The organism is Kitasatospora sp. NPDC059160 (assembly GCF_042755465.1).
Taxonomy (GTDB): domain Bacteria; phylum Actinomycetota; class Actinomycetes; order Streptomycetales; family Streptomycetaceae; genus Kitasatospora.
Genome location: NZ_JBHZCN010000069.1, coordinates 1 through 15950, shown reverse-complemented (window position 1 = coordinate 15950; position 15950 = coordinate 1). Strand labels below are relative to the sequence as shown.

The following is a 15950-nucleotide window of genomic DNA, read 5'->3' as shown; positions in this document are numbered from 1 at the left end:
CTACTGGTGCTGGCCCCGGCGTCGGCGCACCACCAGGAACAGTCCCGCGCCGAGGGCGATCAGCACCGCGCCGCCGGCCGCGATCAGCGGCATGCCGCTGCTGGCTCCGGTGTGCGGGAGTTCGCCGCCGGGAGCGGGCGCCGGTGGGAGCGGCGTGCTCGGCGGGGTCGTCGTCGGCGTCGGGGTCGGCGTCGACGAGGCGGTGGGCGTCGGGGTGGGGATCAGCTTGTTGACGGCCGTGACGCCGACCCCGTCCTCCAGGTTGTCGGCGGTGAGCACCAGCGGTCCGAAGACCGTGTTGTCGGGCGCCGAGTAGCCGTCGGGCGGGCTCAACTCCTGCCAGTAGTACGTCCCGGGCACGCCGGTGCCCTGGCAGATGCCGTCCTTGCCGGTGGTGCACGGGTCACCGACGGGCGTGTCCGGCTTGGCCCCGGTGGCCTGGAGGCCGTCGGTGCCGTTGGTCTCGTGCCAGAGCTGGAACTTGGCGCCGGCGAGCGGCTTGCCGTCCTGGTCGTTCTTGACCAGCTTGAGCGCGCCCTCCTGCTGGCGGTAGCCGAAGTCGAAGGTGTGGTCGTTCTCGCCCGGTCCGCCGGTGGTCAGCGCCCGTTCGGGGAACTTGGCGCCGGCGGGGACGATGCCCTTCGAGTCGATGAAGTGGTTGTCGCCGACGTCGTGGTCGGTGGGCACCCAGTGGTACAGCGGGCCGCCCTTGGCGTAGTCGGCGGGGTTGTCGATCCGGATGGTGTACTTGGTGTGGGGCTTGAGGCCTCCGGGGACGTTGCTGTTGTCGAAGTAGTACTCGCCGCGCGCCGTGGTCTTCGTGGTGCCGAGGACCTTCCCCGACTCGTCGTAGAGGTTGACGGTGGCGCCCTTGACCGGGGTCTGGCCCGGGTTCTGGATGCCCTTGCGCTCGGGGTCGTACCAGACCCGGTTGCCGATCTGCAGCGGCGCTTGGTCGCAGAGCACTTCCAGGTCACCCATGGCCGCGCCCTTGCCGAACGGGGAGCCGGTCCCCGCCGGGGTCAGCCGCAGGCCGAACTTCGGGTCGTGGCTGCCGTCCGCGCGCTCCATGAAGGAGGTGCCGTAGCCGACCGCGGTGTGGTCCGGGTCGAAGGCGGAGCCCGCCACGGTGCTCTCGACCTTCGAGAGCGCGATGCCGGCGAACACCGTGTTGTGGTGGCCGACCGCGTCCCAGCCGGTGGAGAAGAACCGGGCACCGCGGACGGTCTTGCCGCAGCCGAGGTTGACGTCCATCACGTACGTGCCGTTCGACGGGCAGGCCTTGTTCAGGTCGCCGCCGGACATCACGGTGGCCGAGTTGGGCGCCGGGGCGCCCGGTCCGCGGTCGGCGAAGCGGTCCTTGAAGGCCAGCAGCATCGAGCCGTCGGTCTCGAACAGGATCTCGCCGAGCTCGGGCTCGGGGAACGCGATGGTGCTGTTGCCGCAGACCTTGCCGTTCTGCGAGGCCGGGAAGGTGCTGGTCCAGGCGAACCAGCCGGCGCCGTCGCACGGGCCGCTGCCGACCGTGGACTGCCGCGGGTAGTCCATCGGCTGGTCGAGCACCGGCTTGCCGAACGCCCCGGTGCCCAGGTCGAACGGCAGCACCAGGGCGCGCACGTCCGTGAGCTTGCCGGTGGACTCGCCGGAGCAGACCCCGCCGAGGAAGCCGGTGCCGTCCTGCAGCCCCAGACCGTAGGGGCGCCAGTCCGCAGCCGACGGGCAGCCCGGGTCCGGGATCGGGTAGGCGGCCTTCGGCGCCGAGGCCGTCGGCGCGGTGGCGTCGTAGCGGTAGAGCTTGCGGTCGTTCAGGTTGACGACGAACAGGTCCTTGCCGTCGTCGGTGATCTTGATGCCGCCCAGGCTCTCCTTCCCGGGGACGTCGAGGAAGGCGTCGTCCGTCCCGGCCCCGTGCGCGGTGCCACCCGCGTTCGGGACGGTGGTGAAGACGCTGGTCCTCCCCGGCTTGGCGGGGTCGCTCATGTCGGTGACGTAGATCCCGCCGGAGCCGGCGGGGCCGTAGTCGGTGGTGCGCTTGGCCGTCGCCGCGGAGAACACCCGCTTGTCGGCCTTGTTCCAGGCGATGCCGAAGATCGTCCCGGTGTCGGCGTCGGTGGCGACGTTCGTCGCGACGACGTCCTTGCCCGGGCCCTCCTGACCGCGCGAGTCGTACGGGAAGGAGACCAGGGTGCGCTGGGACTTGCCCTGGTAGGTGGGCGTCTGGCAGGCGGTCACCAGCGGCGCGTTCTTCTGGCAGTAGTCCGCCGGGTTCCACAGCCCGGTGGTGTAGGAGACGCTCTTGCCCCCGCTGAGGTCGACGAACTCCTCGTTGGAGCTGAGCTGGTTGGGCGCGCCGTCCAGGCCCTGGCGGGAGGCGAAGGCCGGGAACAGCACGCCCGGCTTCGGATTCACCACCTGGACGCGGTACTTGCCGCCGGTGGCCTTGCTGGTCGCGGGCGCCAGGGTGACCGTGCCGTCCGCCGCCGTGGTGCCGTCGATCGATACCCCGGCGTCGTCGGTGAGCGTCACCTTGACGCCCGCCATGTTCGGCTCCAGCGCTGGCGTCCAGGTGCCGGAGTCGTCCACGGCCCGGATCACCCGGACCGTGACCGTCCCGTCGCCGGTCTGCGAGACCGCCGCCGGGACCGCCGCCAGCGAGCTGCTGCCGACGACGACGGCGAGCGCCGCGATCCGGCCCACGACGCGGCGTCCGGAGCGGCCCGGCCGTGACCGGTCCGGGCCGCGCGCGGCGCCGTTCATCAGTTCATTCGTTGTGTTCATCCCTGCTCTCATCGTCCAAAGAGCCCAAATGGCCCGACTTCATGAGGGAGCCCACAGCGTGGCCTGAATCCGCCGTGGTTAACGTGAGCTTAAAGGGAATTCACCCAACCGGGTGGTCGATCGTGGAACTTTGATGACCTGTCAGACGTATCCACCACGACTCCCCTGACGGCTCGTCATGTCTCACCCTCTCCCACCAGCGGGAATCCGGACCCGGACAAGCTCTCGACACGGAATGAGCGCCATGTCGACAAAGCCGCTCGACCACGGAGGGTGACCGAACCTCGAACGGCACTACGAATGCCCCGGGAATTCGGCACGGCCCGCACAGAACTGTCCACGATTCATTCCAACCCACCAGTCCCAGGAGCAACGTTTGCCCGCGCTCGACCTCCCCCACGGTCCGGCCGCGAACGGCACCGTCCACCCCTGTCCTGCGTCAACACCGCTGACATAACCTGCGGGGCATGAGCGAACGCGTGGTCCCCGAGCCCCAGCGCCGTCGACGGCGACCCACCAAGCAGGGCGTCGTACTCTCCCGGGAGCTGATCATCGACACCGCGCTGCGGCTGGTCGGGCAGCACGGCGCCGAGGCGCTCACCGTCCGCCGGCTCGGCACCGCGCTCGGCGCCGACCCCAGCGCCGTCTACCGCTACTTCCACAGCACCGACGACCTGCTGCTGGCCATCGCCGACGAACTCATCGGCCGCGCCCAGGCCGGCTGGCGCCCCACCGGAGACTGGCGCACCGACCTGCGCGCCATCGGCCTGCGGATCCACACCGCCTACCTCGCCCACCCCCAGGCCGCCCTGCTCGCCGCCCACCGCACCACCGGACGCGGCCACGAGACGGCCGCCGTCGAGACGATCCTCGGCGTGCTGCGCACCGCCGGCTTCCCCGACCCGGAGGCCGTCGCGATCTACCACGCCTTCGTCGACCAGAGCCTCGGCTTCGCCGCCCTGGACGCCGCCGCCCTCGCCCTCCCCGCCGCCGCGGCCACGGCCGACCTCCAGGTCTGGCAGGCCTCCTACGCCCGCCTCGACGCCGCCACCCACCCCCACATCGCCGCCACCGCCCACCTGCTCTCCACCGACATGCGCCGCAGCGGCTACCCGTACGCCCTCGACCTGCTGCTCGACGCCGCGGCGGCCCGGCTGGCGGCCGGCTGAGGGAGCACGAGGCCGACGGCCGGCCCGGCGGGCACCGTCAAAGCGCCCGGCCGGTGCCGGTCAGCCGAACCAGCGGGCGAGGGCCGTGTCCAGCGGCGTGCCGTCCCGGTCGGTCCAGGCGAGGTAGCCGTCGGGGCGGATCAGGAGGGCCCCGGCCCCGTCGACGTCCTCGTCGGTCTTCGCCAGGACGTGCTCGACCCGGTCGGCCCGGTCGCCGACCGACCGCCGGGTGCCGTCCAGGGACAGCAGCAGGCCGCGGCCGGAGCCCATCAGGGAGCTCGCCCGCACCGGCCCGGCCTCGGTGGTCAGCACCAGGTCGATCAGCCGGGGGCCGACCCCCGGGTACTGGAGGTCCAGGCCGGACATCATGCCCGAGACGTACCGGTGGGCGTCGGGCAGCCGCAGCAGCTCGGTGACGAACTCGCGGACCGTGGCGAGCTCCTCGTCCCGCCCCGGGTTCATGATCACGTTCTGTGCCCGGGTGTGGCGCAGCACCCGTGCGGCGACCGGGTGCCGCTCCTCGTGGTAGCTGTCGAGCAGCCCGGCGGGGGCCCAGCCGTTGATCGTGCCGGCGAGCTTCCAGCCCAGGTTGACGGCGTCCTGGACGCCCAGGTTGACGCCCTGTCCGCCGATCGGCATGTGGATGTGCGCCGCGTCCCCGGCGAAGAACACCCGGCCCTCGCGGTAGCGCTCGACCTGGCGCACGGCATCGCCGAACCGGGAGGCCGCGCGCAGTTCGCCGAGCTGCGTCCCGGGCCCGTAGACGGCGTGCAGGGCCTCCTGGACCTCGTCCGCGGAGACCGGTGACGCGTGGTCCGGGCCGTCGCCGGAGAGCTTGCCGAACAGCATCCGGTACAGGTCCGGGCCGATGGGGTGCAGGATCGAGTGGAAGCCGTTGGCCGACTTCGCGAACGCGCTGAAGTGCCCGGGCTCGGTGCGGACTTCCGCCGAGTGCGCGGCGAGCGTGAGGTCCGCGGCCACGGCGGACATCCGCCGCTCCCGGCCGGGGAAGTCCACGCCCAGCAGTCGGCGGACGGAGCTGTGCCCGCCGTCGCAGGCGACGAGGTAGCGGCCCCGGAGCTCGCCGCTGCCGCCGTCCTCGGCCCGCCACCCGACGGTCACGCCGTCCGCGTCCTGGGCGATCGCCGTCACCTCGCGGCCGCGCAGCACGGGTACGCCCCGCTCGGCGAGGAGCCCTTCGAGGAGGGCCTCCAGCGCGGCCTGCGGGACGGCGACCGGGTGCGGGTAGCGGGTGCGCCACGGCGTGCAGTCCAGCTCCACCGGCAGGGTGGCGAAGTGCCCGCCCGAGCTCTTCCGGGGCGGCAGCTCCGCGAGCAGCGGCTCCAGCAGCCCCCGCAGGTCCAGCACTTCGGCGGTGCGCGGCTGGAGGCTGCCGGCCCGGGACTGGGTGCTCCGGGTGAGCAGCTTCTCCGTGACGACGACCGGGATCCCGGCCAGCGTCAGCTCGTTCGCCAGCATCAGCCCGGTCGGGCCCGCCCCCACGACGATGACTTCGGTCTGCACAGCAACCTCCGCAAGAAGAACCAGGTGCAATTCTGCACTCAGTCTACCACGAGGTAGACTGAGTGCATGAATCAGCAGATGGGCCTGCGGGAACGCAAGAAGGAACGCACCCGGGAGACGATCGGCGCGACGGCGATCCGGCTCTTCCTCGACAAGGGCTTCGACCAGGTGTCGATCACCGAGATCGCCGAGGCGGCGGACGTCTCCCGGCGCACCCTCTTCGCCTACTTCCCCACGAAGGAGGACCTCGTCCTCCAGCGCTTCGCCGACCACGAGGACGAGGCGGCCCGCACCGTCCGCGCCCGCCCGGACGGCCTCCCCCCGCTGGAGGCGCTGCGCGCCGCCCACCTCGACGCCCTGGCCCGGCGCGATCCGAACACCGGCCTGTGCGACGACCCCGAGGTGATGGCCTTCCTCCACCTGATCAGCGACACCGAGAGCCTGGCCGCACGGCTGGCGCGCTACTCGGGACGCGGCGCCGAAGCCCTGGGCGCGGCCCTGCGGGAGGCGGGCGTCGACCCGCTCGCCGCCCGCCTGGTGGCCGCCCAGGTGATCGTGGTGCAGCGGGAGCTCGCCACCGTGAACCAGGAGCACCTGGCCGCCGGCACCTCCGCCGACGACCACTACCCGGCGGCGGTCCGGGCGGCGGAGCTCGCCTTCGACCTGCTGAGCGGCGGGCTAGTAGTGCTTTGTTAGGTCGGGGCGTCGACCCGGCCTGAGCGGGCGGCCGCCCGCGCTCACTCGGCCGCGTGGACGAGTTCACCCCCCACGTAGGTGCGCAGCACCCGGGCCTCGGCGATCTCCTCCGGAGGGCCGGTGAGGATGTCGCGGTCGAGCACGACCAGGTCGGCGAGGTGCCCGACGGCGAGGGTGCCGGCGTCGTCGTGGCCGTTCACGTGGGCGGATCCGGCGGTGTAGGCGGCGAGGGCGGAGGCGAGGTCGAGGCGCTGCTCGGGCAGGAAGACCCGGCCGTGGGTGGCGCCGGGCTCCATCCGGTGGACGGCGACGTGCAGGCCCGCCAGCGGGTCGGGGCTGCTCACCGGCCAGTCGCTGCCCGCCGCGAGGGTGGCGCCCGCCCGCTGGAGCCCGCCGAACGGGTACTGCCGGGCGGCGCGTTCGGGGCCGAGGAAGGGGATGGTGAGTTCGTCCATCTGCGGTTCGTGCGCGGCCCACAGCGGCTGGATGTTGGCGACGGCGCCGAGCCGGGCGAAGCGGGGCAGGTCGTCCGGGTGGACCACCTGGAGGTGGGCGAGGTGGTGCCGGGTGTCGCGTCGGCCGTTCTTCGCCCGGGCGGCCTCGACGGCGTCCAGCGCCTCGCGGACGGCCCGGTCGCCGAGGGCGTGGAAGTGCACCTGGAAGCCGAGCGCGTCGAGTTCGGTGACGTATCCGCACAGCGCGGCCGGATCGACGAAGCTGAGGCCGGAGTTGGCGGTGGCGCAGCCGCAGCCGTCCAGGTAGGGGCTGGTCATCGCGGCGGTGAAGTTCTCCGCGATGCCGTCCTGCATGATCTTCACCGAGCCGGCCCGGAACCGGCCGTGGCTCAACTCGGCGCGGCGCCGGACGAGTTCGGGGATCTGTTCGGCGCCGCGGGCGCGGTCCCACCAGAGCGCGCCGGTGACCCGGGCGGTCAGTTCGCCGGAGCGGGCGGCGGCGAGGTAGGCGTCGGACGGGTCCGGCTGGCCGTTGAACTCGCCGAGCAGGGCGTCCTGCCAGCCGGTGATGCCGAGCGAGTGCAGCAGGCGCTGGGCCCGGAGCAGGCCGGCCAGCCGCTGGGCGGCGGTGGCCGGCGGCACCAGGCGGGCGACCAGCGTGGTGGCGCCCTCCTGGAGGGTGCCCGCCGGGGTGCCGTCGGGTTCGCGTTCGATCCGGCCGTCGGCCGGGTCGGGGGTGTCCCGGGTGAGGCCGGCCAGCTCCAGGGCCCGGGTGTTGGCCCAGGCGCCGTGGTGGTCCCGGTTGGTCAGGTAGACCGGGCGGTCGGGGACGGCGGAGTCGAGCAACTGCCGGGTGGGCAGGCCGCCTTCGAAGCTCTCCAGGGACCAGCCGCTGCCGGTGATCCACTCCTGGTCGGGGTTGGCCCCGGCGTAGGCGCGGATCCGGTCCAGGTACTCGGCCACGCCGACCGTGCCGGTGAGGTCGCAGGCGGCCAACTCGACGCCGCCGTAGACCGCGTGGACGTGGGCGTCCTGGAAGCCGGGCAGCAGCAGCCTGCCGGTGAGGTCCACGACCTCGGTGCGCGGCCCGATCAGTTGGTGGACCTCGTCGTGGCCGACGGCGGTGATCCGCCCTCCGGTCACGGCCAGGCTGCTCGCCCGGGTGCGGGCGGCGTCGCCGGTGTGGACGGGGCCGTGGGTGAGGACGAGGTCGGCCTCGGTCATGGGTGGTGCTCCTTCACGCTGGTGCGGCAGGGCGGTCGGGTCGGGCGGTCGGATCAGGTGGTCGGGTCGGACGGTCGGATCGGGCCGTCGGGTCAGGCGGTCGGGTCGAGGAAGTACGGCGAGCGGCGCCGCCAGCGGGCCCAGGCCGCCGAGGGGAGGCCGGTGACGATCATCAGCGCCACCACGGTCAGTTCGAACCACCCGTTGTCGGCGGCGAGTTCGAAGTGGTCGGTGGAGTCGTAGAAGGTCCAGGCCAGGTAGCCGCCGACGGCGAGCAGTGTCGCCGCGCCGAGCAGCGGGCCGACCACCGCGCGCAGGCCCTGCACCGGGTCGGTGCGCAGCAGGCCGCGGAAACGGACGGCGGAGGCGATGGCGGTGAGTGCGTAGTAGAGGGCGACGATGATGCCGATCGCGTTGACGGCGGCCGAGATCAGGTCGTTGACGGTCGGAATGGCGATCGAGGCGAGGGCGAGCAGCGCGGCGAAGCCGGTGACCAGCAGGGTGCCGACGGCGGGGGTGGCGTGCCGGGGGTGCAGCCTGGTCCAGACCGGGCCGAGCACGCCGTCGCGCCCCATCGCGTACATCCCGCGCGCGGTCGGGATCACCGAGGCCTGGAGCGAGGCCACCGCGGAGAAGGTGAGCGCGATCAACGGCAGTGCGGCAAGCGGCTGGTGGGCGAGGGCGGCGCCGAAGTAGGTGAGTCCGTGGGCGCCGTTGTCGGCCAACTCGCCGAGCGGGAGCACCCGTTGGAAGGCCGTCCCGGCGAGCAGGAAGAGCAGCATCATGACCACCAGGGCCAGGAAGCCGCCGCGCGAGGCGTCCCGCGGGTCGCGGACCTCCTCGCCGACGCTGAACACCGACTCGAACCCCCAGTAGCAGAACACCGCGAGCACCATGCCCTGGGCCAGGGCGCCGAAGGAGGGCAGGTCGAAGGGGTTGAACCAGTGGAGCGAGAAGGGCTGGTCGCCGGCGAACAGGCCGTAGCCGCAGAAGCCGAGCAGCACGGCGTACTCGAAGACCAGCAGGGCCTTCTGGAGTCGGGCGGCGAGGTCGAGGCCGCGGACGGCGACCAGGGCGGCGCCGATCAGGACGGCCAGGCCGAGCAGGGTGCACTGGACGGTGGAGTCGGCGTCCAGGCGCAGCCCGGCGATGCTGCGCAGGTGGGCCTGGTCGAGGAGCTGGATGACGGCCGAGCCGGTGACGGTGGTGGTGTAGGCCATGAAGACCACGGTGCCGACGGTGTTCACCCAGCCGGTGAGGAAGCCCAGCCAGGGGCTGAGCGTGCGGCCGACCCAGCGGTAGCTGCTGCCGGCGTCGGGTTCGACGGCGTTCAGGCGTCCGTAGCCGCCCGCGATGGCGAGTACGGGGAGGAAGGCCAGCAGCATGATCGCGGGCAGGTGGAGGCCGACGACGCCCGCCATCAGGCCGAGGCCGATCCCGATGCTGCTGGTGGCGGCCGTGCTGGAGGCGGCGATGGCCGCGCCGTCCAGCAGGCCGATGGACCTGTGCATGGCGCCGTGCTGCGCGCCGGTTCTCGGGCCGCTGCCCGTGTCGTCCCTCAGCGTCGATGCCAACGGATCACCGCCTTGCTCGTGGGGGGTGGGGGCGGGCGCGGATGTTCGGGGGGCGCCCGGGGGTGGGGGAAGTGCGAGCCATGAAACCGGCGGTGTCGTTTCACGTCAATGCTGTTGTCATAAGCGCTCGGGCCCGACTCCTCGAACGGAGTCGGGCCGGGAACGGTGGGTGCCTACCAGTAGTGGCGGCGGCCGCCGACCTCGCGACCGACCGTGCCCATGACCAGCAGGACGAGGCCGATGAGGAGCAGGATGACGCCGACGGTCCACAGGATGGAGATGCCGCTGACGAATCCGATGACGAGGAGGATGACTCCGAGGACGATCACGACGAGCTCCGTTCTTTCGCCCTCCCGGTGGGTTCCTCCGCTGGTGCGGAGGCATGCTGCGCCTTCCCCGTTCTCGGGTTTCGATTCAGGAATCCCGGAATTTCCTCGGCGACCACCGCCGGACGCCCACGGGCCGGGTTGGCCGGGTGGGCCGGGGCGACGAGATCGACCGGGTCGACCGGCGCACGGTGCGTGGTCGCACCCCGCTCCACCCTGCGCCCGCTCCACGCTGCGACCGATCCCCCTGCGACCGGCCCACGGGCCTCGTCCCGGACGGTGGTCTTGACGTACCGTCAACAAGCCCTGCCCCCGTCACCCTCACCGGAGCATCCGTGACACCCCCTCGAAAGGCCCGCACCGCCGCGCTCGCGGTGGCCGGCCTGCTGGCCGCACTCCTCAACGCCGCCCCACCCGCACAGGCGGCCGCCCCCGCCGCCCCGACCGCCTCCTGGACCGGCCCGCTCAGCACCCGGGGGCGGTACGTGGTCGACGCCAACGGCGACCGGTTCAAGCTCAAGGCCGGCAACTGGGCCGGAGCACAGGGGACTTGGGAGGGCAGCGGCTCGACCACGGACCCCGCGGACAACCAGGCCGGCCAGGTCTCGTACAACATCCCGCTCGGGCTGGACCGGGCCCCGATCGACCGGATCCTGGCGGGCTTCCACGGCCTGGGCCTGAACGCCGTCCGGCTGCCGTTCGCCAACGCGATGATCCACGACACCGCCGCCGTCCCGGACGCCGCCGTCGCGGCCAACCCGCAGCTCCGGGGCAGCACCCCGCTGCAGGTCTACGACGCCGTGGTGGCCGCACTGACCGCCGACGGGTTCGCCGTCGTCCTCAACAACCACACCACCAGCTACCGCTTCTGCTGCGGCCTGGACGGCAACGAGCGCTGGAACAGCGGTCAGAGCACCCAGCAGTGGGAGGACGACTGGGTGTTCATGGCGAACCGCTACAAGGCCGACAAGCGGGTGGTCGGCGCGGACCTGCGCAACGAGGTGCGCCGCGACACCTGGGACGACCCCAACTGGGGCCTGGGCGACGCCCACGACGAGTACGCGGCCTTCGAGGAGGCGGGCAACCGGATCCTCCAGGCCGACCCTGACCTGCTGGTCGTCATGGAGGGCATCAACTGGTACGGCATCCCCGCCGCCGGGTTCTCCCACGGCCGGCCGATGCTCACCCCGGTGGCGAACCTGTCCAACACCCTGATCCGGTCCGACAAGCTGGTCTACGCGGCGCACTTCTACGCCTACACCGGCCCGGCCAACACCGGCGCGGGCAGCGGCCCGGGCTCGACCTCCGACCCGCGCTACGAGGACTTCACCCCCGAGCAGCTCGCCCAGGTGGTGAACCAGGAGGCGCTGTTCGTCACCCAGGACGGCCAGCACTTCACCGCCCCGGTCTGGGTCAGCGAGTTCGGCGCCGGCGGGCGCGGCTCCACCGACGCCAAGGAACAGGCCTGGTTCGACCGCTTCACCGACGTGCTGGCCGCCAACGACACCGACTTCGCGGTCTGGCCGCTGGTCGGCTGGCAGCACGACGGCGTCCCGAACGACAGCTGGGCACTGCTCTCCTACGACACCGGCGGCCGGCAGCTCGGCCTGAACGACCCGGGCGACTGGCGGGCCGCGGACTGGAACAAGCTGGTGAACGCCCCCTCGTACACCGGGCCGGTCGCCCCGGTCGCCCGCTGGAACATGCTCGACCTCGACCACGGTGACCAGAACGTCTCGGCCCGGATGCTGGCCCGGCCCGACTGGAGCCCCGGCAACCGCAAGGGCGACTGCCCCGACGGCCAGCGGCTGGCCGGCCTCGGCCGCGGCAGCAGCCGGGGCCTGTGCACCGACGCGGGGCAGCCGCCGCTCGGCACCGGGGACTGGGTGACCGTCACCGACCAGCGCTACGTCACCGGCGGCGACTGGGCCTCCGGCTACGACAAGCTCCAGTGCCCGGACAACACCTTCGCCGTGGGCTACGGCGTCCACGACAACGCGATGTCCGCACTGCTCTGCGCCCCGGCCGCCACCGCGCTGCCGAGCACCGGTCGCACGGTCTGGTTCGACCGCGGCGACAACCGGCCGGCGAACGGCGGCTCGCTCGCCGGTGACTGGGCGCCCGGCTCCTACAAGGGCCAGTGCGCCGACGGCGAGTACGTCGCCGGTGTCGCCGACACCTGGCGCGGGCTCCAGTACGGCGTCCCGGACGCGCTGCTCTGCCGCCCGCTGCGCTGACCACCGCGGCGGGGGGCACGTGCCCGGCGGATGCGCCATCCGCCGGGCACGTGCAAGGTGGTGGAGTACGAAACGCCCGGCCGGCGACCGTCCGTGGCCCCGCGGACACCGTCCGCCGGGCGAGCGGCCCCCAGCCGCCCCTCGACCGAAGGAGGCGCCATGCCGTCCAGGACGATCCCCCGTCGGGCTCTGGTGCTGACCGCCGCCGCCCTCGCCGTCCTGCCCGCCACGGCGCTCACGGCGCCCGCGCGGGCGGCCTCCGGGCCCTCCGCGCCCCCGGCGGCCACGGTAGCGGCATCCGGTCCGGCCGCTGCCGTGCCGGTGCGCTTCGTGGACCTGCCGGACTCCGCGCTGCCGACCGACCGGGCACCGCACCGGATCACCTTCCGCTACCGCAACGACACCCCGAAGGATCAGACGGTCGCCCCGCAGATCCTGGTCGAGTCACCCCAGCGGGGCCCGTTCCTCAGCCCCTCCGACGTCCGGCTGGAGATGCGCGGGACGGACGGCAGCTGGCGCACCGTGCCGCTGGCCAGCCAGACCGGCACGCTGTACACCGCGCTGGTCCCGGCGAAGATCGTCCTACACTCCGGCCACACCCTCACCGAGAGCTACCGGCTCACCGTCCTGCACGCGCCCGCCCCGGGCACCGTCGAGCCGCGGATCGCGGTCTACGCCTGAGCTGTCCCCCCGAGGGTCGCTCCGGATCGGGCCGGTCCGGGGTGCCCCGGCTGTGCGCCTCCGACCGCCCCCCGTGCTTCCAAGCCGTGCTTGGGGAAGCATCGGTGCCCGTTATAGGAAACTCACTCGATCGAGTGAGTTTGGCGGCCATGAGTCGCTCATTCGTGCAGCGGCGTGTCCGCTATCCGGTGCCCTCAAACGTGCCCACGGCACTCCGTTGCAGCGGCAAGAATCGGCGAGGCGGTCCGGCACCGGTCGGACCCCGTCCTCCCACACCTGCCGCAGAGGGGACCAGCCGTGACCACCGAGGCCGTTCCGCAGAACCAGCCCAGCCAGCAGAGCCTGAGTACCTCCGCCGCCCGCAACCTCGCCACCACCACCAAGACCGTGCCGCAGATGCTCGGGATCACCCCGCGCTACCTGCTGCGGGTGCTGCCCTGGGTCGACCTGGAGGCAGGCGTCTTCCGGGTCAACCGCCGCCGGGGCTTCATCCTCGGCGACGGCCTGGTCGGCACGTACGTCGACGGCTCCGGCGCCGCCCGGGTCATCCCCGAGGACCTGCGCGAACTGGCCTTCCTCAGCCAGGTCGACGGCCCGGTGCTCACCGCCCTGGCCGCCGGGTTCACCGAGCGCGAGGTCGCGCCCGGCGAGCTGATCGTCGACGCCGACGCCCCGGCCGAGCAGCTGCACATCATCTCCTCCGGGCGGGCCGAGAAGCGCGCCACCGGCGAGTACGGCCAGGACGCCCTGCTGGGCATGCTCGGCGACGGCGACTTCTTCGACGCCGCCGCCTGGGCGGCCGGCACCGCGATGCCGTACCGGGTGAAGGCCGTCAGCTCCTGTACCGTGCTCACCCTGGACCGCCGCCTGCTCACCGAACTCGCCGCCCGGGAGCCCTCGTTGCGCGCCCAGCTGGACGAGTTCGCGGCCGCCCGGGGCCAGGTCGACGCCGAGCACCCGATCGACCTCAGCTCGGGCCACTCCGGCGAGCCGTACCTGCCGGAGACCTTCGTCGACTACGACGAGGCCCCGCGCGAGTACGAGCTGAGCATCGCCCAGACCGTGCTCAAGGTGCACACCCGCGTCGCGGACATCTACAACTCCGACATGGACCAGGTCCAGGCCCAACTCCGGCTGACCGTCGAGGCGTTGCGCGAGCGCCAGGAGTGGGAGATGCTCAACCACCCCGAGTACGGCCTGCTCAACAACGTGGTGCCCACCCAGCGGGTGCGCACCCGCGGCGGCGCGCCCACCCCGGACGACCTGGACGAGCTGCTCGCCCGGGTCTGGAAGCAGCCCGCCTTCTTCCTGGCCCACCCGCGGGCGATCGCCGCGTTCGGCCGCGAGTGCACCCGGCGCGGGGTGCCGCCGCAGATCGTCGAGCTGTTCGGCAGCCCGTTCCTGACCTGGCGCGGCGTGCCGCTGCTGCCCTCCGACAAGCTGGACCTCAAGGGCTCGGCCAACTCGGCGCCCGGCACCACCAACATCCTGCTGATGCGGGTCGGCGAGGAGCGCCAGGGCGTGGTGGGCCTGCGGCCGGCCAAGGTCCCGGACGAGGTCGAGCCCGGGCTGGCGGTGCGCGCGATGGGCGTCGACCGGCAGGCCATCACCTCCTACCTGGTGACCAGCTACTTCTCGACCGCCGCGCTGGTGGACGACGCCGTCGCCGTGCTGCAGAACGTCGAGGTGTCCAACTACCATGACTACTCCTGACGGATTCGGGCGCGGCACCGGCGTCAACGCGGCCCCGGGCGCACCGGCCGTTCCGGGAGCCCGGACCGCGCCGGGGGCCCCGGCCGCACCGGGAGCCCAGGCCGCACCCGCCGCGCCGGGCGGACTGACCGCCTCCCCCGCCGCCGCGCCCCCGTTCCCGCTCCCCGAGGCCCTCGCCCACGCCGCCGGCGGCCCGCGCTACTGGCTTCCCACCCGGGCCGACCGGACGTCACCGCCCACCGCCCCCGCCGCGGGCTTCGACGTCGAGGCCGTCCGCCGCGACTTCCCCCAGCTGCACCGCGAGGTGCACGGCCGCCCGCTGGTCTGGCTGGACAACGGCGCCACCACCCTCAAGCCCCGCCAGGTGGTCGAGGCGGTCGGCGAGCACTACTCGGCGGGCACCTCCAACGTCCACCGCGGGGCGCACACCCTCGCCAAGCAGGCCACCCAGATCTACGAGGAGGGCCGCGCCGAGGCCGCCAAGCTGCTCGGCGCCCCGGACCCGGACGAGATCGTCTTCGTCCGGGGCACCACCGAGGCCGTCAACCTGGTGGCCCAGACCTGGGGCCGGGCCAACCTCGGCGTCGGCGACGAGATCCTGGTCTCCGCCGCCGAGCACCACTCCAACCTGGTGCCCTGGCAGCTGATCGCCAAGGAGCGCCGGGCCCGGGTCGTCCCGATCCCGCTGCTGCCGGACGGGCGGCTGGACCAGGACGCCTACCGGGACCTGCTCGGCTTCCGGACCAAGCTGGTGGCCCTCACCCACGCCTCCAACGTGCTGGGGACGGTGCCGCCGGTGGCCGAGATGACGGCGCTGGCCCACCGCTACGGCGCCAAGGTGCTGATCGACGGCGCCCAGGCGGTGGCCCACTTCCCGGTGGACGTCACCGCGCTGGACGCCGACTTCTACGCCTTCTCGGGGCACAAGATCTTCGCCCCGACCGGGATCGGCGCGCTCTACGGGAAGCGGGAACTGCTGGAGGCCATGCCCCCGTGGCAGGGCGGCGGCAACATGATCGACTCGGTGAGCTTCGAGGAGACCAGCTACGCCCCCGTCCCGCACCGCCTGGAGGCCGGCACCGGCCACATCGGCGGGGTCGCCGGGCTGCGGGCCGCCCTGCGGTACGTCGCCGGACTGGACCGCGCGGCCGCCACCGCGCACGAGGAGCAGCTCACCGCGTACGCCACCGCGGCGCTGCGCACGGTGCCCGGGCTGCGGCTGATCGGCGAGGCCCCGGGCAAGATCGGGGTGCTCACCTTCCTGCTCGCCGGGACGGACCCGATCGCCCTCGCCGGGGCCCTCGACCAGCAGGGCATCGCCATCCGGGCCGGCCACCACTGCGCCCAACCCGCCCTCGCCGCCTACGGGTTGCAGAGCGCGGCCCGGGCCTCGCTGGCCCTGTACAACACCGTGCAGGACGTCGACGCCCTGGTCGCCGCGCTCCAGGGCGTCCAGGCGGAGTCCGCGGCGGCCGGAGCCTGACCCGACCGGGGGCGGGCGCCCCGACCACCCCCGCCCCCGGAACGGTCCCGGCCCCAACCCGATACCCCGCCCCCGGCGCCCCCCCCGCGC

11 protein-coding genes are annotated in these 15950 nt (G+C 73.2%); 6 read left to right on the top strand and 5 right to left on the bottom strand.

Annotated features, from left to right (window positions below; translation table 11 throughout):
• Positions 1-2778: an SdrD B-like domain-containing protein gene (locus ACFXOZ_RS26870; protein ID WP_380522940.1), complete on the bottom strand. Its 2778-nt coding sequence runs from the start codon at positions 2776-2778 to the stop codon at positions 1-3.
• A 467-nt stretch (positions 2779-3245) separates the two neighbouring features.
• On the opposite strand from ACFXOZ_RS26870, the gene ACFXOZ_RS26865 reads away from it, so the two are divergent.
• Positions 3246-3947, top strand: coding sequence for a TetR/AcrR family transcriptional regulator (locus tag ACFXOZ_RS26865; RefSeq protein WP_380593058.1), 702 nt, complete (start codon positions 3246-3248; stop codon positions 3945-3947).
• 60 nt (positions 3948-4007) lie between these two features.
• On the opposite strand, the gene ACFXOZ_RS26860 is transcribed toward ACFXOZ_RS26865, so the two are convergent.
• The gene (locus ACFXOZ_RS26860; RefSeq protein ID WP_380593057.1) at positions 4008-5471 is read right to left on the bottom strand and encodes an FAD-dependent monooxygenase; all 1464 of its coding nucleotides are present in this window, start codon (positions 5469-5471) and stop codon (positions 4008-4010) included.
• A 66-nt stretch (positions 5472-5537) separates the two neighbouring features.
• Here ACFXOZ_RS26860 and ACFXOZ_RS26855 point away from each other — a divergent pair, with 66 nt between their 5' ends.
• On the top strand, positions 5538-6167 hold the full coding sequence (locus ACFXOZ_RS26855) for a TetR family transcriptional regulator (protein WP_380522936.1): 630 nt from the start codon (positions 5538-5540) through the stop codon (positions 6165-6167).
• A 41-nt stretch (positions 6168-6208) separates the two neighbouring features.
• Here the strand turns inward: ACFXOZ_RS26855 and ACFXOZ_RS26850 are convergent, their stop codons facing one another.
• The 3 genes from ACFXOZ_RS26850 to ACFXOZ_RS26840 all read right to left on the bottom strand — a co-directional run bounded on the left by ACFXOZ_RS26850 (position 6209) and on the right by ACFXOZ_RS26840 (position 9749).
• Positions 6209-7846, bottom strand: a complete 1638-nt coding sequence (locus ACFXOZ_RS26850; protein WP_380522935.1) for an amidohydrolase — start codon at positions 7844-7846, stop codon at positions 6209-6211.
• A 92-nt stretch (positions 7847-7938) separates the two neighbouring features.
• Positions 7939-9357 carry an APC family permease gene (locus ACFXOZ_RS26845; RefSeq protein WP_380593056.1) on the bottom strand — a complete coding sequence of 473 codons (1419 nt, stop codon included), beginning with the start codon at positions 9355-9357 and terminating at the stop codon, positions 7939-7941.
• A gap of 236 nt (positions 9358-9593) precedes the next feature.
• Positions 9594-9749, bottom strand: coding sequence for a DUF6131 family protein (locus ACFXOZ_RS26840; protein WP_380522933.1), 156 nt, complete (start codon positions 9747-9749; stop codon positions 9594-9596).
• 332 nt (positions 9750-10081) lie between these two features.
• On the opposite strand from ACFXOZ_RS26840, the gene ACFXOZ_RS26835 reads away from it, so the two are divergent.
• The 4 genes from ACFXOZ_RS26835 (at position 10082) to ACFXOZ_RS26820 (ending at position 15860) form a co-directional block, all read left to right on the top strand.
• Positions 10082-11983: a glycoside hydrolase family 5 protein gene (locus ACFXOZ_RS26835; RefSeq protein ID WP_380593055.1), complete on the top strand. Its 1902-nt coding sequence runs from the start codon at positions 10082-10084 to the stop codon at positions 11981-11983.
• Between the two features lie 159 nt (positions 11984-12142).
• Positions 12143-12664, top strand: a complete 522-nt coding sequence (locus ACFXOZ_RS26830) for a signal peptide protein (protein WP_380593054.1) — start codon at positions 12143-12145, stop codon at positions 12662-12664.
• A 297-nt stretch (positions 12665-12961) separates the two neighbouring features.
• Positions 12962-14377: a family 2B encapsulin nanocompartment shell protein gene (locus ACFXOZ_RS26825; protein WP_380522930.1), complete on the top strand. Its 1416-nt coding sequence runs from the start codon at positions 12962-12964 to the stop codon at positions 14375-14377.
• Positions 14364-15860 carry a SufS family cysteine desulfurase gene (locus tag ACFXOZ_RS26820; RefSeq protein ID WP_380522929.1) on the top strand — a complete coding sequence of 499 codons (1497 nt, stop codon included), beginning with the start codon at positions 14364-14366 and terminating at the stop codon, positions 15858-15860. Before ACFXOZ_RS26825 ends, ACFXOZ_RS26820 begins: the two co-directional genes overlap by 14 nt.
• Positions 15861-15950 lie beyond the last annotated feature (90 nt).